The 22,340-nt window shown below is 55.5% G+C and carries 18 protein-coding genes; 5 read left to right on the top strand and 13 right to left on the bottom strand.

Going from position 1 to position 22,340, the window contains the following annotated elements; all coding sequences use genetic code 11:
• Positions 1-4: 4 nt before the first annotated feature.
• Together KGA69_RS14275 and bglX are read right to left on the bottom strand one after the other, a co-directional pair.
• Positions 5-922, bottom strand: coding sequence for a glycine betaine ABC transporter substrate-binding protein OsmF (locus KGA69_RS14275; RefSeq protein WP_045391246.1), 918 nt, complete (start codon positions 920-922; stop codon positions 5-7).
• A 146-nt stretch (positions 923-1,068) separates the two neighbouring features.
• Positions 1,069-3,366 (bottom strand): beta-glucosidase BglX, encoded by a 2,298-nt coding sequence (gene bglX / locus KGA69_RS14270; RefSeq protein WP_015706093.1) that lies wholly within the window; start codon positions 3,364-3,366, stop codon positions 1,069-1,071.
• Between the two features lie 201 nt (positions 3,367-3,567).
• On the opposite strand from bglX, the gene dld reads away from it, so the two are divergent.
• Positions 3,568-5,301, top strand: a complete 1,734-nt coding sequence (dld, locus tag KGA69_RS14265; RefSeq protein WP_213292407.1) for a D-lactate dehydrogenase — start codon at positions 3,568-3,570, stop codon at positions 5,299-5,301.
• Positions 5,302-5,414: 113 nt separating this feature from the next.
• Here dld and KGA69_RS14260 read toward each other — a convergent pair whose 3' ends face one another.
• The 3 genes from KGA69_RS14260 to KGA69_RS14250 all read right to left on the bottom strand — a co-directional run bounded on the left by KGA69_RS14260 (position 5,415) and on the right by KGA69_RS14250 (position 8,456).
• A complete protein-coding gene (locus tag KGA69_RS14260) occupies positions 5,415-6,191 on the bottom strand; it encodes an IclR family transcriptional regulator (RefSeq protein ID WP_213292406.1) in 777 nt (258 codons plus the stop codon).
• Positions 6,192-6,318: 127 nt separating this feature from the next.
• A complete protein-coding gene (locus KGA69_RS14255) occupies positions 6,319-7,521 on the bottom strand; it encodes a CaiB/BaiF CoA transferase family protein (RefSeq protein ID WP_213292405.1) in 1,203 nt (400 codons plus the stop codon).
• Positions 7,521-8,456, bottom strand: a complete 936-nt coding sequence (locus KGA69_RS14250; RefSeq protein WP_213292404.1) for a hydroxymethylglutaryl-CoA lyase — start codon at positions 8,454-8,456, stop codon at positions 7,521-7,523. The genes KGA69_RS14255 and KGA69_RS14250 overlap by 1 nt, the downstream gene beginning before the upstream one ends.
• A 379-nt stretch (positions 8,457-8,835) precedes the next feature.
• Here KGA69_RS14250 and KGA69_RS14245 point away from each other — a divergent pair, with 379 nt between their 5' ends.
• Positions 8,836-10,113: a CitMHS family transporter gene (locus KGA69_RS14245; RefSeq protein WP_213292403.1), complete on the top strand. Its 1,278-nt coding sequence runs from the start codon at positions 8,836-8,838 to the stop codon at positions 10,111-10,113.
• Positions 10,114-10,263: 150 nt separating this feature from the next.
• Entirely contained in the window at positions 10,264-10,818 is a 555-nt protein-coding gene (locus KGA69_RS14240) for a GNAT family N-acetyltransferase (RefSeq protein WP_015365736.1), read from the top strand.
• A gap of 43 nt (positions 10,819-10,861) precedes the next feature.
• Here the strand turns inward: KGA69_RS14240 and pbpG are convergent, their stop codons facing one another.
• Together pbpG and KGA69_RS14230 are read right to left on the bottom strand one after the other, a co-directional pair.
• A complete protein-coding gene (pbpG, locus tag KGA69_RS14235) occupies positions 10,862-11,812 on the bottom strand; it encodes a D-alanyl-D-alanine endopeptidase (protein WP_161798740.1) in 951 nt (316 codons plus the stop codon).
• 174 nt (positions 11,813-11,986) lie between these two features.
• Positions 11,987-12,574 carry a Yip1 family protein gene (locus KGA69_RS14230; protein WP_213292402.1) on the bottom strand — a complete coding sequence of 196 codons (588 nt, stop codon included), beginning with the start codon at positions 12,572-12,574 and terminating at the stop codon, positions 11,987-11,989.
• A gap of 154 nt (positions 12,575-12,728) precedes the next feature.
• Between KGA69_RS14230 and KGA69_RS14225 the strand changes: the two genes are divergently transcribed.
• Complete coding sequence (locus KGA69_RS14225; RefSeq protein ID WP_045391255.1) at positions 12,729-13,322, top strand: DedA family protein; 594 nt, start codon at positions 12,729-12,731, stop codon at positions 13,320-13,322.
• 27 nt (positions 13,323-13,349) lie between these two features.
• Here the strand turns inward: KGA69_RS14225 and mdtQ are convergent, their stop codons facing one another.
• Entirely contained in the window at positions 13,350-14,789 is a 1,440-nt protein-coding gene (gene mdtQ, locus KGA69_RS14220) for a multidrug resistance outer membrane protein MdtQ (protein WP_045391258.1), read from the bottom strand.
• Between the two features lie 124 nt (positions 14,790-14,913).
• Between mdtQ and KGA69_RS14215 the strand changes: the two genes are divergently transcribed.
• Positions 14,914-15,648 carry a class I SAM-dependent methyltransferase gene (locus KGA69_RS14215; RefSeq protein WP_045391261.1) on the top strand — a complete coding sequence of 245 codons (735 nt, stop codon included), beginning with the start codon at positions 14,914-14,916 and terminating at the stop codon, positions 15,646-15,648.
• A 39-nt stretch (positions 15,649-15,687) separates the two neighbouring features.
• Here KGA69_RS14215 and KGA69_RS14210 read toward each other — a convergent pair whose 3' ends face one another.
• The 5 genes from KGA69_RS14210 to KGA69_RS14190 all read right to left on the bottom strand — a co-directional run bounded on the left by KGA69_RS14210 (position 15,688) and on the right by KGA69_RS14190 (position 22,338).
• A complete protein-coding gene (locus tag KGA69_RS14210; protein WP_045391264.1) occupies positions 15,688-17,082 on the bottom strand; it encodes a glycoside hydrolase family 1 protein in 1,395 nt (464 codons plus the stop codon).
• 15 nt (positions 17,083-17,097) lie between these two features.
• Entirely contained in the window at positions 17,098-19,065 is a 1,968-nt protein-coding gene (gene bglF / locus KGA69_RS14205) for a PTS beta-glucoside transporter subunit IIABC (RefSeq protein WP_162184052.1), read from the bottom strand.
• Between the two features lie 28 nt (positions 19,066-19,093).
• Positions 19,094-19,927, bottom strand: coding sequence for a transcriptional antiterminator BglG (gene bglG, locus KGA69_RS14200; protein ID WP_045391270.1), 834 nt, complete (start codon positions 19,925-19,927; stop codon positions 19,094-19,096).
• A 210-nt stretch (positions 19,928-20,137) separates the two neighbouring features.
• Positions 20,138-21,070 (bottom strand): tRNA dihydrouridine(16) synthase DusC, encoded by a 933-nt coding sequence (gene dusC, locus KGA69_RS14195; RefSeq protein WP_045391272.1) that lies wholly within the window; start codon positions 21,068-21,070, stop codon positions 20,138-20,140.
• Positions 21,071-21,144: 74 nt separating this feature from the next.
• On the bottom strand, positions 21,145-22,338 hold the full coding sequence (locus KGA69_RS14190; RefSeq protein WP_045391274.1) for a 3-hydroxybenzoate 6-monooxygenase: 1,194 nt from the start codon (positions 22,336-22,338) through the stop codon (positions 21,145-21,147).
• Positions 22,339-22,340: the final 2 nt, after the last annotated feature.

Raw genomic sequence — 22,340 nt, 5'->3', positions numbered from 1 at the left:
GTCCTTACTTCAGCAGCCCTTTTTGTTGCAGGTAATCGGCGGCCACGCTCTTCGCGTCACGCCCTTCAACGGCAATACTGGCGTTTAATTTCTGCAATGTTTTTTCATCGAGGCTGGCGAACACCGGCTCCAGCCACTGCGCCATCTGCGGATACGCCTTCAGCACCGCGTCGCGCACCACCGGCGCCGGCGCGTAAATGGGCTGTACGCCTTTTGGATCGCTCAGGGTTTGTAATCCCAGCGCCGCCACCGGCCCATCGGTACCATAGGCCATCGCCGCGTTAACGCCGGAGGTTTGCTGTGCCGCCGCCTTAATGGTCACTGCGGTATCGCCGCCCGCCAGCGACAGCAGCTGATTCTGATTAAGCTTAAATCCGTAAGCTTTTTCAAATGCCGGCAGGGCATCGGCGCGCTCGATAAACTCCGCGGAAGCCGCCAGTTTAAAGTCGCCGCCCTTCTGTAGATAGGCGCTAAGATCGGCCAATGAAGTAAGATGATTTTGCTCTGCCACTTCCTGTCGCACTGCGATAGTCCAGGTATTATTTGCGGGGGCCGGGGTCAGCCAGATCAGCTTGTTTTTTTCCGCGTCCAGCTTCTTAACTTTTTCATAGCCCTGTTTGGCGTTTTTCCACGCCGGGTCATTTTCATCTTTAAAGAAGAAAGCGCCGTTGCCGGTATATTCCGGATAGATATCCAGCTCGCCGGCGGTAATCGCGCCGCGAACCACCGGCGTGGTGCCGAGCTGGACTTTATTGACCGTTTTCACCCCATGGCTTTCCAGCACCTGCAAAATGATGTTGCCGAGCAGCGCCCCTTCTGTATCGATTTTCGAGCCCACCTTCACCGGTTCCGCCGCCTGCAGCGGCAGGCTAAGCAGGGCTGCAAGCGCCATTACACCTGACCATTTCATTGCCATCATCATCCCGCTTCCCTCATTTTTATACGCTTCGCTTACAGAAGCTTAAGAGAAAAGCGTAGTCCATTTGGCCATTTAACGAAAAAGAAAAGGCCGATTAATCGGCCTTTCAGGTGTAACACCCGGTTTATCCCTTTTTACTGGGCTCGCGACTACAGCAGCTCAAATTCGCTCTGCTTAACGCGGGCGGAATCGACGCCGATAAAGACGTTAAATTTGCCCGGTTCGGCAACGTATTTCATCTGCTGGTTCCAGAACTTCAGCGCTTCAACATCAATCGGGAAGCTGACAGTTTGCGTCTCGCCCGGCTTGAGATTCACCTTCTTAAAGCCGCGTAGCATTTTCACCGGCCGGCTCATCGACGCGGTCACGTCCTGCAGATAAAGCTGGATCACCGTCGCCCCTTCACGTTTGCCGGTGTTGGTCACCTGCACGCTGGCGGTCACGCTGCCGTCGCGCGGCATCGTCGGCGCCGACATTTTGACATCGGAAACGCTAAAGGTGGTGTAGCTCAGGCCATAGCCAAATGGATACAGCGGGCCGTTCGCTTGATCGAAATAACGCGAAGTGTATTTATTCGGTTTTTCCGGATTATACGGACGGCCGGTATTCAGATGGCTGTAGTAGGTCGGGATCTGCCCCACCGAACGCGGGAAGGACATCGGCAGCTTACCGGACGGGTTGTAATCGCCAAACAACACATCGGCGATCGCATGGCCGCCTTCAGTACCGGCAAACCAGGTCTCCAGCAGCGCATCCGCCTGCTGATCCTCTTTCACCAGCGCCAGCGGACGCCCGTTCATCAGCACCAGCACCAGCGGTTTACCGGTCGCTTTCAGCGCGCTAATCAGATCGCGCTGACTTTGCGGCAGGGTGATATCGGTACGGCTGGAAGCCTCATGCGCCATACCCTGCGCTTCGCCCACCACCGCAACGACCACGTCGGACTGTTTCGCCGCCGCCACGGCCTCATCGATCATCTCCTGCGGCGAGCGCGGGTCGACCTGCACCGCTTTCTCATACAGGTTAAGGAAATCGACAATGCCTTTATCGTCAGTAACGTTAGCGCCTTTGGCATAAATCACTTTGCCTTTATCGCCCAGCGCCTCTTTGATGCCGGTCAGCACGGTGACCGACTGATCGGCCACGCCCGCCGCCGACCAGCTGCCCATCATGTCGCGCTTGCTATCCGCCAGCGCGCCCACCACCGCGATGGTGCCGGATTTTTTCAGCGGCAACGTATCGAGACGATTTTTCAGCAGCACCAGGCTTTCTCGCGCCACTTCGCGCGCCTCTTTACGATGCAGACGGCTTTCGGCGTTGGTGTCCTGCGGGTCGGACGCTTTCGGCCCCAGATGGCTGTACGGATCGTTGAACAGCCCCATGTCATACTTGACGTTGAGCACGTGGCGGGTAGCGTCATCCAGTTCAGCCATCGTCACCTTGCCGGATTTCACCAGCCCCGGCAGATATTTGCTGTAGTACTCATCGCTCATGCTCATGTTGATACCGGACTTCAGCGCGACGCGCACCGCGTCTTCCGGGTCGGAGGCGACACCGTGTTTAATCAACTCTTTGATGGCGCCATGGTCGGAAACGGTGATGCCTTTGAAGCCCCACTGGTCGCGCAGGACGTCTTTCAGCAGCCAGGAATCGGAAGTGGCCGGGGTACCGTTGAGCGAGTTTAGCGCCACCATCACCGCGCCGCTGCCGGCATCGAGACCGGCTTTATACGGCGGCATGTAGTCATTGAACAGGCGCTGCGGGCTCATATCGACGGTGTTGTACTCTTTACCGCCTTCAACCGCGCCGTAGGCGGCGAAGTGTTTAACGCTGGTCATCACCGAATAGCGGTCTGCCGGGCTCTTGCCCTGCATCGATTCCACCATCGCTTTACCCATCACGGTGGTCAGGTAGGTGTCTTCGCCAAACCCTTCAGAGGCGCGGCCCCAGCGCGGGTCGCGAGAAACGTCGACCATCGGCGCCCAGGTCATATTAAGGCCATCGTCAGCCGCTTCGTAGGCCGAGATACGCCCGACGGTATTCACCGCGTCGAGATTAAAAGAGGAGGCCAGGCCGAGGCTTATCGGGAAGACGGTACGCTGGCCGTGCAGCACATCGTAGGCGAAAAACAGCGGGATCTTCAGGCGGCTTAGCTGCATCACCTGATCCTGCATCACGCGGATATCAGGCCGGGTCACGGTATTAAAAATCGCCCCTACCTGACCGTCTTTGATCATTTCCCGGATCGCTTCTTTCGGGTTATCCGGGCCAACGCTGATTAAGCGCAGCTGACCGATTTTTTCATCGACCGTCATTTTTTTCAGCAGTTCGCTAACAAACGCATCTCGCGCCTCAGGCGTCAGCGGATGGTTACCAAACAGTTCATCGGCCAGCGCGGGTTGCAGCGCCAGGCTCACGGCGACGCCAACAGTACACAACCATTTCATTATTATGTATCCCTCTTTGATTCGGTGCTAATAGCCCAGCGAAAACGCAGCAAAAACCGCAGTTTGCCATATATATAAACAACGCGCCCGTAGAATGCTAAGGTTCTTATCTGATTTATAGAAACATTCATACACCAAATTGTCATACAAAGCGGTATGCTAACAGCGATATAGCTTTCCTGTGCCCACAAGGAGTGAATCATGTCATCTGCAACAACAATAAATAACCCTCCCTTTTTGGCGGAACTGGCGCGGCTGGTTGGCTCCTCGCATCTGTTAACCGATCCGGCGAAAACCCAGCGTTACCGAAAAGGTTTCCGCTCCGGCCACGGCGATGCGCTGGCGGTGGTGTTCCCCGGTACCCTGCTTGAACTATGGCGGGTGCTCAGCGCCTGCGTACAAGCTGACAAAATTATCCTGATGCAGGCGGCGAATACCGGCTTGACCGAAGGCTCCACCCCGAGCGGCAATGATTACGATCGCGAAATCGTCATTATCAGCACGCTGCGTCTGGACAAGCTGCACCTGCTGGATAAGGGCGAGCAGGTGCTGGCCTACCCTGGTACCACCCTCTATTCACTGGAAAAAGCGCTCAAGCCGCTGGGCCGCGAACCGCACTCGGTGATCGGCTCTTCCTGCATCGGCGCATCGGTTATCGGCGGTATCTGTAACAACTCCGGCGGTTCCCTGGTACAACGCGGACCGGCCTATACCGAAATGTCGCTGTTTGCGCAGATTGATGCCGACGGCAAACTGAAATTAGTCAACCATCTGGGAATCGATTTAGGCGCGACGCCAGAGCAAATTCTGAGCCGCCTCGACGACGATCGTATCACCGATGCCGACGTGCAACACGATGGCCGCCACGCCCACGATCACGATTACGTCACCCGCGTGCGCGATGTTAACGCCGATACTCCGGCTCGCTATAACGCCGACCCGGACCGCCTGTTCGAATCCTCCGGCTGCGCCGGCAAGCTGGCGGTCTTCGCCGTCCGTCTCGATACTTTTCCAGCGGAAAAACGCCAGCAGGTGTTCTATATCGGCACTAACCAGCCGGAAGTGCTCACCGAGATCCGCCGCCACATCCTCGCTGAATTCAATAATCTGCCGGTGGCCGGCGAATATATGCACCGCGATATTTACGATATCGCCGAAAAATATGGCAAAGATACCTTCCTGATGATCGATAAGCTCGGCACCGACAAAATGCCGTTCTTCTTCACCATGAAGGGGCGCACCGACGCGATGCTGGAAAAGGTTTCCCTGTTCAAGCCGCACTTCACCGACCGCTTTATGCAGAAGCTCGGTCATGCCTTCCCGGCGCACCTGCCGGAGCGTATGAAAACCTGGCGCGATAAGTACGAACATCATCTGCTGCTGAAGATGGCCGGCGACGGCATCGAAGAAGCGCAGAAGTGGCTTACGGACTATTTCCAGCAGGCTGAAGGCGATTTCTTTGTCTGTACCGCGGAAGAAGGCAGCAAGGCATTCCTGCACCGCTTCGCCGCCGCCGGCGCGGCGATCCGCTATCAGGCGGTACATGCCGACGAAGTGGAAGATATTCTGGCGCTGGACATCGCCCTGCGCCGCAATGACACCGAATGGTTCGAACATCTGCCGGCGGAAATCGACAGCCAACTGGTCTACAAGCTCTACTATGGCCACTTTATGTGTCACGTCTTCCACCAGGATTACATCGTGAAGAAAGGGGTCGACGCGCACGAACTGAAGGAAAAAATGCTGGATCTGTTGAAAGCGCGCGGTGCGCAGTATCCGGCGGAGCACAACGTCGGCCATCTGTATGAAGCGGCGGAGAGTTTAAAGCGCTTCTATCGCCAGAACGATCCCACCAACAGCATGAATCCGGGTATCGGCAAAACCAGCAAACAAAAATACTGGGGCGAGGCGCAGAAGCCAACGGAAGCAGAATAATCGCGATAACGTTATGGGACTCTCAAATTAGAGAGTCCCTTGTCCCGGAATGAATATTCTTTAAAAACGTTTTAAGACGTGACGCGTTATTTACGCTTGCGATGCCGGCTGTTTCATTCAATGTGCTTCTGCCTGGCCTCTACCAACAGTGAATAATCGCCGCCGAGTTCTTTGGTTGAGTGGATTGCGCTCTGAAAAAGAGTGCTTAAAATATTCCTGATGTCCTGTGGCCTGAACCTTTCTTTTGGCCCGGAGAGCGTTAATGCGCCCTGTAAAGCTCCCCCCACGCCGAAAACCGGCACAGAAACTGAAGCGGTTTCAGGATCGCGCTCGCCATAAGATTCCGCCCATAATTTTTGCCGTATTTCAGCAAAAATGGGGTCATCAGTATATGTAAACGCACTCAGTATTTTCCCGGACGCGCCATATTTAACGGAGAAACGATCGCCTTCTCGTATTGCAACACGGACCGCCCGCCGTGGTTCTACGCGATAAAGAATGACCCGCCAGTCATTATCCAGGATGTAGAAAGAGGATGTTTCTCCGCTGAGAGCAGAAAGGTGCTCAAGATGTGGCAACAGCACATCTCTTAAGCGGAATGAAGCCTGATACAGCGATGAGAGCCTGAGCGGTTCCGGCCCGATGCAGTAGCGGCCATCTACGGACTTACGCACAAAACCTGCTTTTTCAAGGGAGTTAAGCAAACGGAGAATCGTACTTTTATATAAACCGGTTCGCCGCGCTAATTCTGCCAGCGTCAGTTGAGAGGCATCCTTGTCGAATGCGGCAAGAATGGCAAACGCACGATCCACTGCTGCAGCGCCGCCGCTTTCGGTTGCCGGTTTTTTTCCGGCCGGAGATTTTTCCGGCGCGCCATCATCGTTTGTCATGCAGACCTCATTAGATAAAAAAGCCCTGTAAAGCGAGGCGAATTGTCCATAACTTAATGAACAAAATAAGGAATTACAAGGACAGATCAAGAAGCCTGGATAGCCCGCCCAGGCGGGCTGATGATGATTAAGGCGCGAAGGAAATGATGCCGCTTCGTTCCAGACGCGCAATCACATCTGATGAGTAACCCAGCTCGGCAAGGATGGTAGCAGAGTCGCAGCCAACATCAGGTACGTTAATGCGGGTTCCGAAACGCTGCCCGTCCATTTCAAACGGTAGCATGGGGATACGAACCTCTGTGCCGTCTGGCAGTATAACCCCGGTCATTCCGCCGGACTCGTTAAGATGTATATCATCAAAAAGATCGTCCGGGCGGCGAATTGGAGAAAACGGCAGGCCAAATCGCTCGCATAGCGCCATCACCTCATGTTTAGGCATCGTCAGCAGGTGCGCTCTGATAACCGGCATAATTCGCTCGCGAGCCTGAACGCGCTGATTATTCGTGGCAAGGCTTTCATCCACGGCAAAATCATGCATGCCAAAGGCTTCACAGAACACTTTCCACTGCGTATCACTCACCACGCCAATGAATACCTGCTCATTTTCACGGGTGGTAAATACGTCATAGACTGCCCAGGCAGATAGCCGGCTGGGCATCGGAGCCGCTGATTTTCCCGTCACCGCTTTCTGCATCATGTGCTGGGCCACCAGGAAGGCTGAGTTCTCATAGAGCCCCGTCTGCACGAATTGCCCCTGCCCGTTCTGGCCGCGCTGTAGCAGAGCAGCCAGCACCGTTATTGCGCTGAACATTCCGCCCATGACATCATTTACTGAGGCGCCCGCCCGTAGCGGACGCCCCTCCGGCCCCGTCATATAAGCAAGGCCGGTCATCATCTGCACTACTTCATCAAGCGCCGTTCGGTTCTCATACGGACCCGGTAAAAAGCCTTTCATCGAGCTGTAGATAATGTCGGGCTTAATGGCTTTTACGGCCTCATAGCCGAAACCCATTTTTTCCATAGCGCCTGGGCGGAAATTTTCGGTAAACACATCGGCCGTGGCTATCAGTTTTTTAACCGCTTCCAGGCCTTCTGACGATTTAATATCGACGGCCAGACTTTTCTTGTTCCGGTTATAGGTCATCCAGTAACCCGCGCCCGAACCCGTCAGGCGTCGGGTATTGTCTCCATTGGGGACCGGCTCAATTTTAATCACGTCTGCGCCAAGGTCGGCCAGCAGCAGACCGCAGGTCGGCCCCATCACCATGTGGACAAATTCAATGACGCGGACGCCTTCCAGCGGCAGTTTTTTCTGGTTCTGAGTGGTCATTATTTCCTTCCTGCATAGTGAAAATTTTTGCCAACCCCGGCATCGGGAATAAAGCCGTAGAGCGGCTCTGCCGGTAATCCGCGTTTGAGCGTTTCGCGCGCGGAGAGCAGCCTGTCTATGTTGACACCGGTACGTAATCCCATTGATTCGAGCAGATAGACAAGATCTTCCGTAACAATATTGCCCGATGCGCCGGGCGCGTACGGGCAGCCGCCAATACCGCCGAGTGAAGCGTCAAATGTTGTAACACCGGCTTCCAGCGCCGCAAGAACGTTCGCCAGTCCCTGTCCACGGGTATTGTGAAAATGGGCGCTGCCGGCCAACTCACCGACTTCAGCTTTCAGCCTGCGGAACAGGCGCTGTACCTGAAGCGGCGTACCGTAACCTACCGTATCAGCCAATCCAACCTCATCAACGCCCAGCTCAGCCATAATGCTGGCAATGCGAATAACGTTGTCTTCGTGAACGACGCCCTGAATAGTGCAGCCAAATACTGTTGATAGACCTGCTTCGATCTCAACCCCGGGGTGGTTCTCATTGCGAAATGAGACAATTTTGGCCACCTCGGCAAAAACCTGGTCATGGGTTTTATTCACGTTTGCCAGCGAATGGGGTTCGCTGACTGAAACCGGAATGGTGATCTTCTGTACTCCCGATTCGAACGCGGACACTGCCCCGCGTAGATTGGGCACCAGCGCGGTAACAAACAGGTTCGGTAGCGTCCGCGCATACTTTACGATCTCCCCCGTATCGGCCATCTGGGGCAGCAGTTTCTGTGAAACAAAAGAACCCACCTCAATTTCTCTTAAACCTGCTGAGGCTAAATCACTAATCCACTGCTTTTTCAGAGCGGTCGGCATAACTGCAGAAACGCTCTGTAGCCCGTCTCGCGGACCTACTTCACTGATAAGAATATCGATAATGTTCTCGCTCATTAGCTTGGCTCCGGTACAGTCAGATAGAACACCCTTCAAAATGTTCTACCTGACAAAACATCGTTCTATTTTAATTTTGTTGTAATTTGTACAAGAGTCAATCAGCGTTTAACACCTCGACTTATTACTGCGAGCTAAATCACATTCATAAACCTACGTGCGGAGTTCATCAACAGATGATTTATTTACTAAAGAAGACAAACAGGCTGATATCAAAATGATTACTATTTAGGCAAAAGGTAGATCCAGCTCAATAATTTTACATCTCATTTACATCCTTTCTTGACGTCGCCCTCTGTTCATCGCAAGAGTAATAACCAGAAAAACAAAACAACATTCTACCTGACAGAACAATACTAATTTACAGGAAGGTACAACGATGACAATACTAAGCTACCTCATGATAGGCGTGTTCATGTTCCTGATCATGACTCGCAAGCTGTCAGCCCTGCTCGCGTTAATCCTCGTGCCGCTGTTTTTTGCTTTAGTGGCTGGTTTCCACGCTGAGCTTGGAAAAATGATGATGGACGGCGTGAAGTTGCTTGCTCCGACAGGTGTCATGTTGACCTTTGCCATTTTGTATTTCTGCGTCATGACTGATGCCGGAATGTTCGATCCTTTTATCCGTCTCATTGTTCGTATCGTAAAAGGCGATCCGCTTAAGGTTATGGTGGGCACTGCGATTTTGGGGATTAGCGTTGCGTTGGACGGCGACGGCGCCACAACTTACCTGATCTGTACAGCCGCTCTCCTTCCGCTGTATCGTCGGCTCGGAATAAAACTTCAGTACATGGCCACCGTGTTATTGCTTTCTATCGGCGTGATGAACATGTTGCCCTGGGGAGGCCCGACGGCGCGGGCCGCCAGCGCCATGAAAGTAGACGTCAGCGAACTCTTTATGCATCTGCTACCGGTTATGTTATGCGGCCTTGCCTGGGTGGTACTGGTTGCCGTTTATTTTGGACTGCGCGAACGGCGCCGGCTCGGCGTCATCGAAATTAACCTGAGTGAAGATAGCGGGAAGCGTACTTCAGTAACCAGCTATCGTTATCTGTTCAACTCCGCTCTGACAGTGGCTTTGTTAGTGATGTTAATTCTGGGCATGCTGCCTATGGCGACGCTTTTCATGATTGCCTTCGCATTAGCGATGCTCGTGAACTTCCCTGACATGAAACGCCAGAAGGAGCTTCTTGCCAAACACGCGGAGAACGTGCTTGCCATTGTGGCTCTTATTTTTGCAGCAGGTATTTTTACCGGCATTCTGTCAGGTACAGGCATGGTGGATGCCATGTCCAACAGTCTTGTTGAGTCACTACCGGCCTCTGCAGGCCCCTGGCTTGGCGTTATCACGGCGCTAATCAGCATGCCATTTACCTTCTTCATGACAAATGATGCTTTCTATTTTGGCGTGTTGCCTATTCTTGCCCAGACAGCGGCAAATTATGGGATCTCCCCCATGCAGATGGCCGTTGCTTCATTGATTGGGCAACCCGTTCATCTGCTTAGTCCGCTCGTTGCATCAACTTATCTTCTTGTCGGTATTCTCGACCTTGATTACGGGCTGAATCAGCGCGCCAGCCTGAAGTGGGCAACAGGAACCGTTATTTGCATGCTGGCAGGCGCGATCTTGCTGGGTACCTTGCCATTACATAGCTAACTCGCTTTCGTTGGTCAATGCGCAGCCCTGGTTAAACTGCACAACTTTTTGCGCTCGTAACAAAACCAGGACTGTTCAGCCGCGGGGCTTCTGTATTACGCTGCATGCCGGAGAAAAAGACTCTCCGGCCAATTAGCTTGAGGAGCCCCCATGTCCGCCAAGGATAAGTTACAAGACGCCGACTTAGAGATCCGCGAAGCGCTGCCCGATGACGCGCATGCGATTGCCGCGCTGTACGTCTGGCACGTGCTTAACGGCCGCGCCTCGTTTGAAGAGATCCCGCCTACCGTCGACGAAATGCGCAAGCGAATTAAAACCGTGCGCGATAACGGGCTTCCGTGGCTGGTCGCGCTGTGGCGCGGCACCATTGTCGGCTACTGCTATGCCACCTTTTACCGCCCTCGCCCGGCCTATCGCTATACGCTGGAAGAGTCGATTTACGTCGAGTCCGGCATGGGCGGGCGCGGCATCGGCAGCGCGCTGCTGACGCGCCTCATCGCGCAGTGTGAACAGGGGCCGTGGCGGCAAATGCTGGCGATTATCGGCGACGGCCACAACAACGCCGGCTCGATTGCCATTCATAAGAAATTTGGCTTTACCGTTGCCGGACAGTTGCGCAGCGTCGGCTATAAGATGGGCGACTGGCGCGATACCCTCATTATGCAGCGCCAGCTTGGCGACGGCGACTGGACGTTACCGGAGTGATATTAGAATTCCCGGATTGCGGCGCAATCCGGGGAAGGACAAATTAATCGTTCTGCGCGGTCTGCGTGCCGCCTTTCAGCATCGCTTCCGCCATCTGCGCTTCGCGCTGCTTTTTATAGCTCAATGCGGAGGCCGGAACCGGCATCACCTTGCCGGTTTCAATCCAGGTCCGTAAACGGCTGGCGTCGGCAAAATGGGTGTATTTGCCAAATGCGTCCATTACCACCAGCGCCACCGGGCGTTGATTAATCACCGTACGCATAATCAGGCAGTGGCCGGCGGCGTTAGTAAAGCCGGTTTTGGTCAGCTGAATATTCCAGTTATCGCGATACACCAGGTGGTTGGTATTGCGGAACGGCAAGGTATAAGCCGGATGCGCAAAGGTGGCGGTATCTTCTTTGGTGGTGCTTAGCTGGCCGATCAGCGGATATTGTTCGCTGGCGATCAGCAGCTTAGTCAGATCGCGCGCCGTGGAGACGTTATGCACCGACAGGCCGGTCGGCTCAACATAGCGTGTATGGGTCATCCCCAGCGCCTGCGCTTTGGCGTTCATCGCGCGGATAAAAGCGTTATAACCGCCAGGATAGTGGTGCGCCAGGCTGGCGGCGGCGCGGTTTTCCGAGGACATCAGCGCCAGCAGCAGCATATTGCGGCGGCTGATTTGGCTGTTAAGACGCACGCGGGAATAGATACCTTTCATCTCCGGCGTCTGGCTGATATCAACGGTCAGCATCTCGTCCAGCGGTAAATGCGCATCCAGCACTACCATAGCGGTCATCACTTTGGTAATAGACGCCATCGGGCGCACCAAATCGGGCTGGCTGGCGTAAATGATTTTCTTGGTCGCCAGATCGACGATCATCGCGCTACCGGAAGCGATATCCGGCTGTGAAGCGGCGGTTACCGCAGTGGTTTTTGCTATCGCCTGGGGCGCAAAAGGCACAGCCAGCAGCAAAGTCAGGCTGAGCAAAGAAATTCGAAAATTCGGCATCATGGGCATTCTGAAAAGTATTTTTGCACGTTATAGAACGTACGCCGCGGCGTAAAGTGGGCTACGCCGCTGGCAAACGCCATCATACCGCGTCATAACACCCTGAGGCCAATAAGAATCGTGAGTAAATGCTGCATTGCCGACATAATTATTCATTTCTGCCGGCAATGCATCTGATTAGAAGAGTCGGTACCCGTAGCCCCACAGCACGACGGTGATCGCCAGCAGCACTTCCAGCACCAGCACCCCGATAGCCAGGGTTGAGCTGGCGAAGCTGAGCCCCTCTTCCTTATTAATACTCAGGAAGGTCGGAATACCCAGATACAGCAGATAACCGGTGTAAAACAGCGCGATGGTGCCTATTAACACGCACAGCCATACCAGCGGATAGAGCGCCACGATCCCGCTTAAAAACAGCGGCGTCGCGACGTAACCGGCAAAAACCATACAGCGTTTCAGCGACGGCTGTTGCGGATAGCTCCTGGCCATCCACCAGATCACCCGCCCCATCACCGCCACCCCGGCCAGCATCACGGCATAAAACAGTACCGCTAATACCAACCCGGTCATCAGTGAAAGCTTAATCACCGTGCCGTCGCCGAAGTTCCAGCCGAGCTGCGTCGTACCGATAAAGGCGCAGATAACCGGAACCGCCGCCATCACCAGCACATGGTGGGTATAATGGTGCGAAATGGTTTCATTTTCACTCTTGATCACGCTCATCTCTTGATTAGGATGAGAGAAGAGTCCCCAGACATGGTTCATAGCGTCCCCCTTGTCACGGCTTCGTACAGCACTGATCCAAGTATAATTCACTCTGTAGATTATTTTGTGTACAGCGATAAAAATGCGCTTCAGACCGTTTTAATCATCAGGGTGTATGATTAAGGGACTGGTAATAGTAGGAGTTTATGTTTATATGGATATCAATCACCTGATTTCCCAATACGGCTACGCGGCGCTGGTTATCGGCAGCATCGCAGAAGGTGAAACCATCACCATCCTTGGCGGCGTGGCGGCGCATCAGGGTCTATTGAAGTTTCCTTTGGTGGTCGTTGCCGTAGCCTTAGGCGGCATGATCGGCGATCAGCTACTCTATTTTCTGGGGCGCCAGTTCGGCGGCAAGCTACTGCGTCGCTTCTCGCGGCAGAAGGCGCGGATCCGAAAAGCGCAGCGCCTGATTCAGCGGCATCCCTATCTGTTCGTTATCGGCACCCGCTTTATGTACGGCTTTCGGGTTATCGGCCCGGTCTTGATCGGCGCCAGCCGCTTGCCACCGAAAATTTTTCTGCCGCTGAATATTTTCGGCGCCATCGTTTGGGCGCTGATTTTTACCACCCTCGGCTACCTTGGCGGCGAGGCGATAGGCCCGTGGCTACATCATCTCGATCAGCACATCAAACACTGGGTCTGGCTGATCCTGGTGGTGGCGCTGGTAGTCGGAGCTCATCTGTGGCTGAAACGCCGGGAAGCGAAAAGAAAAGCGCAAGATACAGAGGATGATAATGAATAGCGGCGCCGCGCGCCGCTATTGACGCCGTTATTTCGTCGTCTGGTGATAACCGCCGCCCAGTGCGGAAGTCAGCTGAATGCTGGCGTCCAGCCACTGGCCGTGCAGGCGCAGCGCGGTAATTCGCTCCTGTAGCGCAGGTAGCTTCGCCATGCTCACGCGGGAGCCGGGTAAGATACCGGCGTTCATTCGCGCCTGGGCGAGATTGACCACCCGCTGCGCGTCTTTCTCCACCTGCTGCTGCTGCTGGTTTTTCTCCATCAGCGTCTCTACCTGGCTTGCGGTTTTCGCCACCTGGTTCACCGCATCGACTACGGCTTTGTTGTATTTAGCGATCGACAGGCCGTTCTGCGCGCTGGCGATATCGAGATTGGCGTTCAACCTGCCGCTATCAAAGATAGGCAGCGTCAGCCCGGCGGTCACGCCCATCTGCTGCGCCGAGTGGCGGAACAGATCGCTTAAATGCAGCGCATCCTGCTGCAGGAACGCCATCAGGTTGATATCCGGATAAAACGCCGCTTTCGCCGCATCAATTTCGCTCAGCGAGGATTCGATATACCAGTGGGCTTCCTGCAGATCCGGACGGCGGGCCAGCAGTTCATAGCCCAGTTCGCTCGGCATCTGCGCGCTGACCGCGGGCAGCGGCGCCGCTCGCAGATTGAGCGACTGGCTTTGGCTGTTGGTTAACGCCATCAGCCGCGCTTCAATCTCTTTCATATTACCCGCCACGTCGGCCAACTGCTGATCGGTTTTGCTGACGTTAATGTCGTTCTCCGCCCCTTCGGCGGAGTTGGTGATGCCACGCTGATAGAGCGCGGTATCGACGCTAACAATATTATTCTGTTCGCTTTTAACCTGCTGCAGCACCGTTTTTACCGCCGCTTCGGTCTGCCACTGCCAGTACAGGCGCGCCACGCTGCTGGCCAGCAGCTCGCGGGTCTGCGCCTGCTCGGCGAGCTGGGCTTTCACTTCGCCGATGCGCGCTTTCACCAGCGCGCGGTTTTTCCCCCACAGGTCCAGATCCCAACCGGCGGTCAGGCCAAAGGTACCGTTGGTATACCAGGGTCCGGTATTGCCGTCGGTGTCGGTGGCGAATGGCCCCATCAGGCCTTCCGCGGACATTTTCTGTCGTTCGATATCGGCGGAGAAATCCATCTCCGGACCGAGATTCGCCTGAGACATTCGCGCCTGCGCTTCGGCCAGCTTGATGCGCTGCGCGGCAATTTGCATATCCGGAGCATTGGCTAACGCGCGCTGAATCAGATTATCCAGTTGGGCATCGTGGTAATCTTTCCACCAGTCGGTCTGCGGCCAGCCATTTTTTACGGCGGCGGGCAGATCCATCGAAACGTGAGATGCCGGGGTTTGCTGCTTTAAAGGGCCGCCAATGTCATGCGATGGCGCGCAGCCAGCCAGCGCGATGGCCAGTGGCAGTGCCGCCAGCACGCTTTTGCTCAGTGTAAGATTCATTCTTCGGGTCGGGTTACTTATAAAGGTTGGTCATCATAAATTAATTGAATGACGGTCGTTAAGTAAAGCGTGTGCATTGACAATGAGTCAGCTAAAAATAAACAAAGTTATTATTGGAGTTGTAATGAGTCAGAACATTTATGACGATCCCGGTTTCTTTGCCGGTTACGCCACCCTTGACCGCTCGGTGAAGGGGCTTGACGGCGCGCCGGAGTGGCCGGCAATTCAGCACCTGCTGCCGGCGTTAGATGGCCTGCGGGTGGTCGATCTCGGCTGCGGATACGGCTGGTTTTGCCGCTGGGCGCAGCAACAGGGAGCAAAACAGATAATCGGTTTCGATCTCTCCAGCCGGATGCTGGAGCGGGCGCGGGAGATGACCACCGGCGAGACTATCGAATATCGCTGCGCCGACCTGCAAACCCTTACGCTGCCCGCGAATAGCTGCGATCTGGTCTACAGTTCGCTGGCGCTGCATTATCTGCCGGACGTCGCGCCGCTGTTCGCCATGCTCTATCAGGCGCTGGTTCCCGGCGGTACGCTGGTCTTTTCCGCCGAACACCCCATCTATACCGCGCCGCTGCAGCAGGGTTGGCAGGTAGATGAACAGGGGCAAAAACGCTGGCCGGTGAGCCACTATCAGCAGGAAGGCGAACGTATCAGCAACTGGTTTGCCGAGGGGGTGATTAAACAGCATCGCAAACTCTCAAGCTGGATTAACGCGCTTATCGCCGCCGGTTTTGTGCTGGAGCAGCTTGATGAGTGGGGCCCGAGCGCCGAGCAAATCGCCGCCCAACCGGCGCTCGAGGAAGAGAAAGAGCGTCCGATGATCTTTTTACTGCGCGCCGGTAAACCGGCTTAAACGGCATGCGGCCCGGAAAAAACCGGGCCGCCGAACAGCTTATTCCTGCAGACTACCGCCGTTGCTGGCAATCACCGCCTGATACCAGGCGAAGCTTTTCTTCTTACGCCGTTCGAGCGTCCCCTGCCCGCGATCGTCACGATCGACATAGATAAAACCGTAGCGCTTTGACATCTCTGCCTTTGACGCGCTAACCAGATCGATTGGCCCCCAGCTGGTAAAGCCCATCAGTTCGACGCCGTCAGCAATGGCTTCGCGCGCCTGCACCAGATGATCGTTGAGATAGCTGATGCGATAGTCATCGTTGATGCTGCCGTCGGCTTCGATTTTATCCTTCGCCCCCAGACCATTTTCAACGATAAACAACGGCTTCTGATAGCGGTCCCACAGTACGTTCAACAGCGTACGCAGCCCCAGCGGGTCTATCTGCCAGCCCCACTCCGAGCTTGCCAGATGCGGGTTCGGCACCATGCTGAGAATGTTGCCGCGCGCCTGCTGGTTCAGCGCTTCATCGGCGGTGACGCAGCCGGTCATATAGTAGCTAAAGGAGATAAAATCGACGGTCTCTTTCAGCGCTTCCCGGTCGTCGTCGGTGATGGTTAGCGTAATATCGTTTTCGCGGAAATAGCGCTGCATGTAGCCCGGATAGGCGCCACGGCACTGCACATCGCCGAAGAACTGCCAGCTGCGGTTTTGCTGCAGCGTTTCAAAGACATCTTCCGGCTTGCAGCTCAGCGGATACATCAACCCGCCGAGCAGCATATTGCCAATTTTCCCTTGCGGTACCAGTTCATGACAGGCTTTGACCGCCAGCGCGCTGGCCACCAGTTGGTGGTGGATAGCCTGATAGACTTCGCCTTTACTGCTACCGGCCGGCAGGCCGACGCCGGTCATTGGCGCATGCAGCGACATATTAATTTCGTTAAAAGTAAGCCACAGCTTGACCTGATTTTTATAGCGGCTGAATACCGTCCGGGCGTAGCGCTCGAAAAAGCCAATCACCTCGCGGCTGCCCCAGCCGCCATAGTTTTTCACCAGCGCCCACGGCATTTCGTAATGAGATAGCGTCACCAGCGGAGTGATGTTGTGCGCGGCCATCTCGGCAAACAGCTTGTCGTAGAAGGCCAGCCCGGCTTCGTTCGGCTCGGCGTCATCGCCGTTCGGGAAGATACGCGTCCAGGCGATCGAGACCCGCAGACAGTTGAAGCCCATCTCAGCAAACAGCGCGATATCCTGCGGGTAACGATGGTAAAAATCGATCGCCACATCTTTAATACCGCTGTCGCCGGCGACGCGCTCCACGACGTCGCCGAATACCCCCTGCGGCTGCACGTCGGAGGTGGATAAACCTTTGCCATCTTCCAGATATGCGCCTTCGACCTGATTTGCCGCGGTGGCGCCGCCCCATAAAAAGCCCTGCGGGAATGTTTTCATCGCTCTCTCCTGTGATTAATGGCTAACGGACAACAGCGGCTGGCCGGCATCCACGACGCTCGCGGACACAATCTCAACGCTACGGTAATCATCGCTGTTGCTGATAATAATCGGGGTCGCCAGGTCGTAACCGGCGTCCAGAATGGCCTGACGATCGAACTCCAGCAGCAGATCGCCGGCCTGAACTTTGTCCCCCTCTTTGACATGGGCGGTAAACGGTACGCCGTCGAGTTTGACGGTATCAATGCCGACGTGGATCAGTAGCTCAATGCCACTGTCGCTCAGCAGGCCGATAGCGTGTTTAGTCTGAAACAGTGAGGCGACCTCGCCAGAAAACGGGGCAATGACCTTGCCCACCGCCGGAATAATGGCTACGCCTTTGCCCAGCAGGCCGCTGGCGAAGGTGCGATCCGGCACCTGATCGAGGGCCAGTACGCTGCCGGACATCGGCGCCAAAATATCGTTTTCCGCCGCAGGCGCGATGACGACCGCCTGTTCTGCCTGGCTGCGCGGCAAGCCGGCGAAGAAGGTCAATACGCAGGCGAGAATGAAAGCCACGCCGGTGCCAATGAGACCGCCCCACACGCTAAAATCAATGCCGCCGGGCGGGATCATCTGTGCCGGAAAGAAAATGTTCGGCACCCCAAAGGAGTAGGCGTAGCTATTACTGAAGGCGGTAATCGCGCCGCCAATCGCGCCGGCGATACATCCGAAGATAAACGGGCGACGTAACGGAAGGGTCAGGCCATAAATGGCAGGCTCAGTGATGCCAAATAGCCCGGCGGAAAACGCGGAACCGGCCAGCATCCGCTGACGCGAATCGCGCGTGGCCAGCAGTATCCCCAGCACGGCGCCCACCTGGGCTATCACCGCCGGCAGAATGATCGGCAGCATAGAATCATGCCCCAACACGGTCATGTTATTGATCATCAGCGGTATCAACCCCCAGTGCAGGCCGAAGATAACGCATACTTGCCATAGCGCGCCCAGCACTGCGCCTGCCAGCCATGGGGCAAAAACGTAGATAACCTGATAGCCATTGGCAATCATGTGGCTCAGCCAGGTCGCCAGCGGGCCTATTACCAGAAAGGTCAGCGGCACAACCACCGCCAGACAGATTGCCGGGGTAAAAAAGTTCTTCATCGCCGACGGCAGCACCGCGTTACTCTTCCGTTCCAGCCAGCAGCAGACCCAGGAGGCGAGAATAATCGGGATCACCGAGGAGCTATAATTGATATAGGTCACCGGTATACCGAGAAAATGCTCCACGGGCGCTCCCGTCTGACTGGCTTCAAAGGCCTGCATCATTAGCGGGTGGGTTAACGCGCCGCCGATCACCATTGAGATAAACGGGTTGCCGCCAAACTTTTTGCCGGCGGTGTAGCCAAGAAACAGCGGGAAGAAAAAGAACAGCGCGTCGCTGGCGGCAAACCAGATTTTATAGGTCCCCTGCTGCGGCGTGAGCCATCCGCAGGTTAGCGCCAGCGCCAGCAGTCCTTTCAGCAGACCCGTCGCCGCCATCACGCCAATAAAAGGGGTAAAGATGCCGGAGATGATGTCGATCAGCTGACTTAATACCGAGCTTTTCGCCGCTTTCTCCTGCGGCACCGGTTCGCTGTCGTCACTTAACCCCGCCTGCTGGCGCACTGCCAGCCAGACATCGTGCACATGGTTACCGATGACCACCTGAAACTGGCCGCCGCTTTCGACTACCATGATCACACCAGGATTCGCCTTCAGCCCTTCGGCATCGGCCTTCGCGTTATCTTTCAATTTAAAACGCAGACGTGTCGCGCAGTGAACCAGACTCACAATATTCTCTTTGCCGCCGACGCGGTGAAGAATATCCTGCGCGAGTGCTTTATATTCCATGCTCTTTTCCTTACTGCCGCTGCCCACAGACAACCGGCGACTGAGTAGTAAAAATAAAAAAACCCGAGAACCACGCCGGTTGGCGTCGCGCTCAGGTTTTGCCTGCATCATGCAGTAACAATCCAGTTTTGTTGGGGGATTAACGCCCCTCTTTTCTTACCCGCTCGATATGAATGGCAAGAAACATAATCTCTTCGGTGGTCAGCGCCCGTTGATAATTCTTTTGCAGGTGCTTCGCCACCGTTTCCGCGCACTTCCACGCTTTGGCGTAGTTATCTTTCACCGCACTGTGCAGCGTAACGTCGTCATCCTGCACTACCGTTCGCGTTAACATGCGCTGGGCGAAAAACTTCAGATGGGTCACAAAACGCTGGTAGCTGAGCGACTCTTCATCGTAGCTAAGCTGCAGCTGATACTTCACCAGTTGCAGGATCTCCTGCATCACCCGCGTCACGTGCATCACTTCCGGCATTTCGCTGTTGAGCTGCGCCGTCACCAGATGCAAAGCGATAAACCCGGCTTCATCCTCGGCAAGCTCGACGCCCAGCCGGCGGGCGATGATGGCCCTCGCCTCCTGACCCAGTTCAAACTCCTTCGGATACAGCCGTTTAATCTCCCACAACAGCACGTTGCGAATCGCGACGCCGTTTTTCTGCCGCTCAATGGCAAAGTGACAGTGGTCAGTTAAGGTGATGTACAAACTTTCCTGTAACTTTCCCAACCGCCCGCGGGCCAGCTCGATGATACGATCGCAGGTGGTCATTACTTCTAACGGTATCTGACTGAGTAATTCGCCTAAGCGGCCAACCAGTTCATCGCTTTGTAAGGCGAAGACTTTTTCAATTTTACTTTCGTCCAACGAGTCGCCCACGCGCTTTTGAAAGGCCAGCCCTCGCCCCATCACCACCTGTTCGCGCTGCTGCTCGTTGACCACTACCACCACGTTATTATTAAGTACTTTGGCGATTAGCATATGAACCCCAGAAACAAAAAAACCTGACCCCCGACAAATGCCAGGTAATCAGGTTTCGCCTGCCGAAGCAGTAGCAATCCAGCTATTGCACTGTATCAACTTCTTGTGACGACTCAAGCGCGAGGGAATAAAAACGTGATACAGCTCGCGTCGTATCGTGCAGGAATAAGTGCTAATTACTAAAGTGCGTACGGAATAACACCGCCTTATCTAATAACGTGCAATCGCTTTCGCTATCTCTGCTGAGGTTTGCAAGGTGCGAATTTCATTAAAGAGGCCAAGCGCTTCCGTGTATTCTTTGCGTAAATAGCCCAGCCACTGCTTAATGCGCGCTACGTGATATAAACCGGTATCCCCCTGCTTTTCCAGCTGGGTATATTTTTTGAGTAACTCAACCACCTGTGGCCACGGCATACGCGGTTCATTGTATTTGATTACCCGGCTGAGATTCGGCACGTTGAGCGCGCCGCGGCCAATCATCACCGAATCACAGCCGGTAGCGGCCATGCACTCCTGCGCGCTTTGCCAGTCCCAGATTTCGCCGTTAGCAACCACCGGAATAGTCAGGCGCTGGCGGATTTCGCCGATGGCCTGCCAGTTGATGCGTTCAGCTTTGTAACCATCCTCTTTGGTGCGGCCATGCACCACCAGCTCGCTGGCGCCCGCCTGCTGGACCGCGTCGGCGATTTCGAAGCGCCGTTCGCCGCTGTCCCAGCCGAGGCGAACTTTCACCGTCACCGGCAGGTGATCGGGAACCGCTTCGCGCATGGCTTTCGCCCCGCGATAGATAAGCTCGGGATCTTTCAGTAACGTTGCGCCGCCGCCGCTGCCGTTCACCAGCTTCGATGGACAACCGCAGTTTAAATCCACGCCCCAAGAGCCAAGCTCCACCGCGCGGGCGGCGTTTTCCGCCAGCCATTGCGGGTATTGCCCCAACAATTGCACGCGCACCCGGGTACCGGACGGAGTGCGACTTTGATGGTGCAGTTCCGGGCACAGTCTATAGAACGATTTTACCGGCAGCAGTTGATCCACCACGCGCAGAAATTCGGTGATGCACAGATCGTAATCATTAACCTCGGTCAGCAGCTCGCGCACCAGCGAATCGAGCACGCCTTCCATTGGCGCCAGTAATACACGCATATCGTTACCCGGAAAAAAAAGAGGCGCTATGGTAGCGCCTCTGTGCGTCGGTTTAAAGATCTCAATATCAGACCTTAGCGTGGTGCGAGGCAGTTATCCTCTTTCCAGCCGTAAAGCCACTCGATACCGCGGTAAAATTCATCCTGCGTTTTGCCCTTCCATAGAAGATTACGTACCTGCCGTTCGACCCCCGCCGCGTGATAAATCCGCCCCATTTCACGAGTTGACCAGACAATTCGCGCGGTACGCGGAATACGCACCGACTCGTACAGCGCGAAGGCGCGAGCGGCGTCGCCGTCGCACTGCTGCAGCGCTTTACCTATCGTTACCGCATCCTCCAGCGCCATGCAGGCGCCCTGCGCCATATACTGCGCTACCGGATGGGCGGCATCGCCGACCAGGGTAATGCGATCGTTACCCCACTTTGCAACCGGCTCGCGGTCGGCGGTAGACCAGCGGCGCCAGGACGTTGGTTTGTCGAGCATTTGCCGCGGGCGGGGATGAATCCCTTTAAAGTAAGAAAGCACCTCTTCTTTGCTTCCGTCGCGCACGCCCCACTCTTCGCTTTCGCGGCTATGGAAAGTGACCACCAGGTTGTACTGTTTGCCGCCGCGCAGCGGATAATGCACCAGATGACAATGCGGCCCGGCCCACAGCACCGGCGCGTTAATCCGCAGGTCTTCCGGCATGTCGGCCGCCTCGATCACCGCGCGGTACACCACGTGGCCGGTGACCCGCGGCGCATCGCCGAGCAGACTCTGGCGCACCACTGACTTCACGCCGTCGCAGCCCAGCAGAATATCGGCGGTCCAGCTATTGCCTTTGTCATCAAAGACCGTCACGTCATCGGCGGTCTGGCGGATATCCACCACCTGAGTTGAAGTCCGGTATTCCACGCCGGGATGGGTCAGCGCGGCTTCCCAGACGGTGGCGTGAATGTCCACCCGATGGATCACCGCATACGGGCCGCCGAAATGGTCACGGAAGGCCTGGTCGGTCTCGATACGCACCACCTCTTCCCCATTCACCGCATCCATCATCGTGATATGGTCGGTAAACACCGCGCGCTGGCGCGCCACTTCGCCGACGCCGAGGCTATCCAGCGCTGAAAACGCATTCGGCCCCAGTTGAATACCGGCGCCGATTTCACCGATTTCATGCGCCTTTTCCAGCAGCATTACTTTGATTCCCTGGCGCGCCAGAGAGAGCGCCGTCGCCGCGCCGCCAATGCCGCCGCCGACGATAATTGCTCGCGTCACTTTCGCCATTT

The organism is Klebsiella sp. A52 (assembly GCF_018388785.1).
Classification (GTDB): Bacteria; Pseudomonadota; Gammaproteobacteria; order Enterobacterales; family Enterobacteriaceae; genus Klebsiella; species Klebsiella aerogenes.
This window is presented reverse-complemented; position numbering and strand designations above follow the sequence as displayed.

Bases quoted from the DNA above. Each gene is read 5' to 3' on its own strand.
- KGA69_RS14275 (WP_045391246.1), bottom strand. From the start codon at position 922: ATGATGATGGCAATGAAATGGTCAGGTGTAATGGCGCTTGCAGCCCTG.
- bglX (WP_015706093.1), bottom strand. From the start codon at position 3,366: ATGAAATGGTTGTGTACTGTTGGCGTCGCCGTGAGCCTGGCGCTGCAA.
- dld (WP_213292407.1), top strand. From the start codon at position 3,568: ATGTCATCTGCAACAACAATAAATAACCCTCCCTTTTTGGCGGAACTG.
- KGA69_RS14260 (WP_213292406.1), bottom strand. From the start codon at position 6,191: ATGACAAACGATGATGGCGCGCCGGAAAAATCTCCGGCCGGAAAAAAA.
- KGA69_RS14255 (WP_213292405.1), bottom strand. From the start codon at position 7,521: ATGACCACTCAGAACCAGAAAAAACTGCCGCTGGAAGGCGTCCGCGTC.
- KGA69_RS14250 (WP_213292404.1), bottom strand. From the start codon at position 8,456: ATGAGCGAGAACATTATCGATATTCTTATCAGTGAAGTAGGTCCGCGA.
- KGA69_RS14245 (WP_213292403.1), top strand. From the start codon at position 8,836: ATGACAATACTAAGCTACCTCATGATAGGCGTGTTCATGTTCCTGATC.
- KGA69_RS14240 (WP_015365736.1), top strand. From the start codon at position 10,264: ATGTCCGCCAAGGATAAGTTACAAGACGCCGACTTAGAGATCCGCGAA.
- pbpG (WP_161798740.1), bottom strand. From the start codon at position 11,812: ATGATGCCGAATTTTCGAATTTCTTTGCTCAGCCTGACTTTGCTGCTG.
- KGA69_RS14230 (WP_213292402.1), bottom strand. From the start codon at position 12,574: ATGAACCATGTCTGGGGACTCTTCTCTCATCCTAATCAAGAGATGAGC.
- KGA69_RS14225 (WP_045391255.1), top strand. From the start codon at position 12,729: ATGGATATCAATCACCTGATTTCCCAATACGGCTACGCGGCGCTGGTT.
- mdtQ (WP_045391258.1), bottom strand. From the start codon at position 14,789: ATGAATCTTACACTGAGCAAAAGCGTGCTGGCGGCACTGCCACTGGCC.
- KGA69_RS14215 (WP_045391261.1), top strand. From the start codon at position 14,914: ATGAGTCAGAACATTTATGACGATCCCGGTTTCTTTGCCGGTTACGCC.
- KGA69_RS14210 (WP_045391264.1), bottom strand. From the start codon at position 17,082: ATGAAAACATTCCCGCAGGGCTTTTTATGGGGCGGCGCCACCGCGGCA.
- bglF (WP_162184052.1), bottom strand. From the start codon at position 19,065: ATGATGCAGGCAAAACCTGAGCGCGACGCCAACCGGCGTGGTTCTCGG.
- bglG (WP_045391270.1), bottom strand. From the start codon at position 19,927: ATGCTAATCGCCAAAGTACTTAATAATAACGTGGTGGTAGTGGTCAAC.
- dusC (WP_045391272.1), bottom strand. From the start codon at position 21,070: ATGCGTGTATTACTGGCGCCAATGGAAGGCGTGCTCGATTCGCTGGTG.
- KGA69_RS14190 (WP_045391274.1), bottom strand. From the start codon at position 22,338: ATGGCGAAAGTGACGCGAGCAATTATCGTCGGCGGCGGCATTGGCGGC.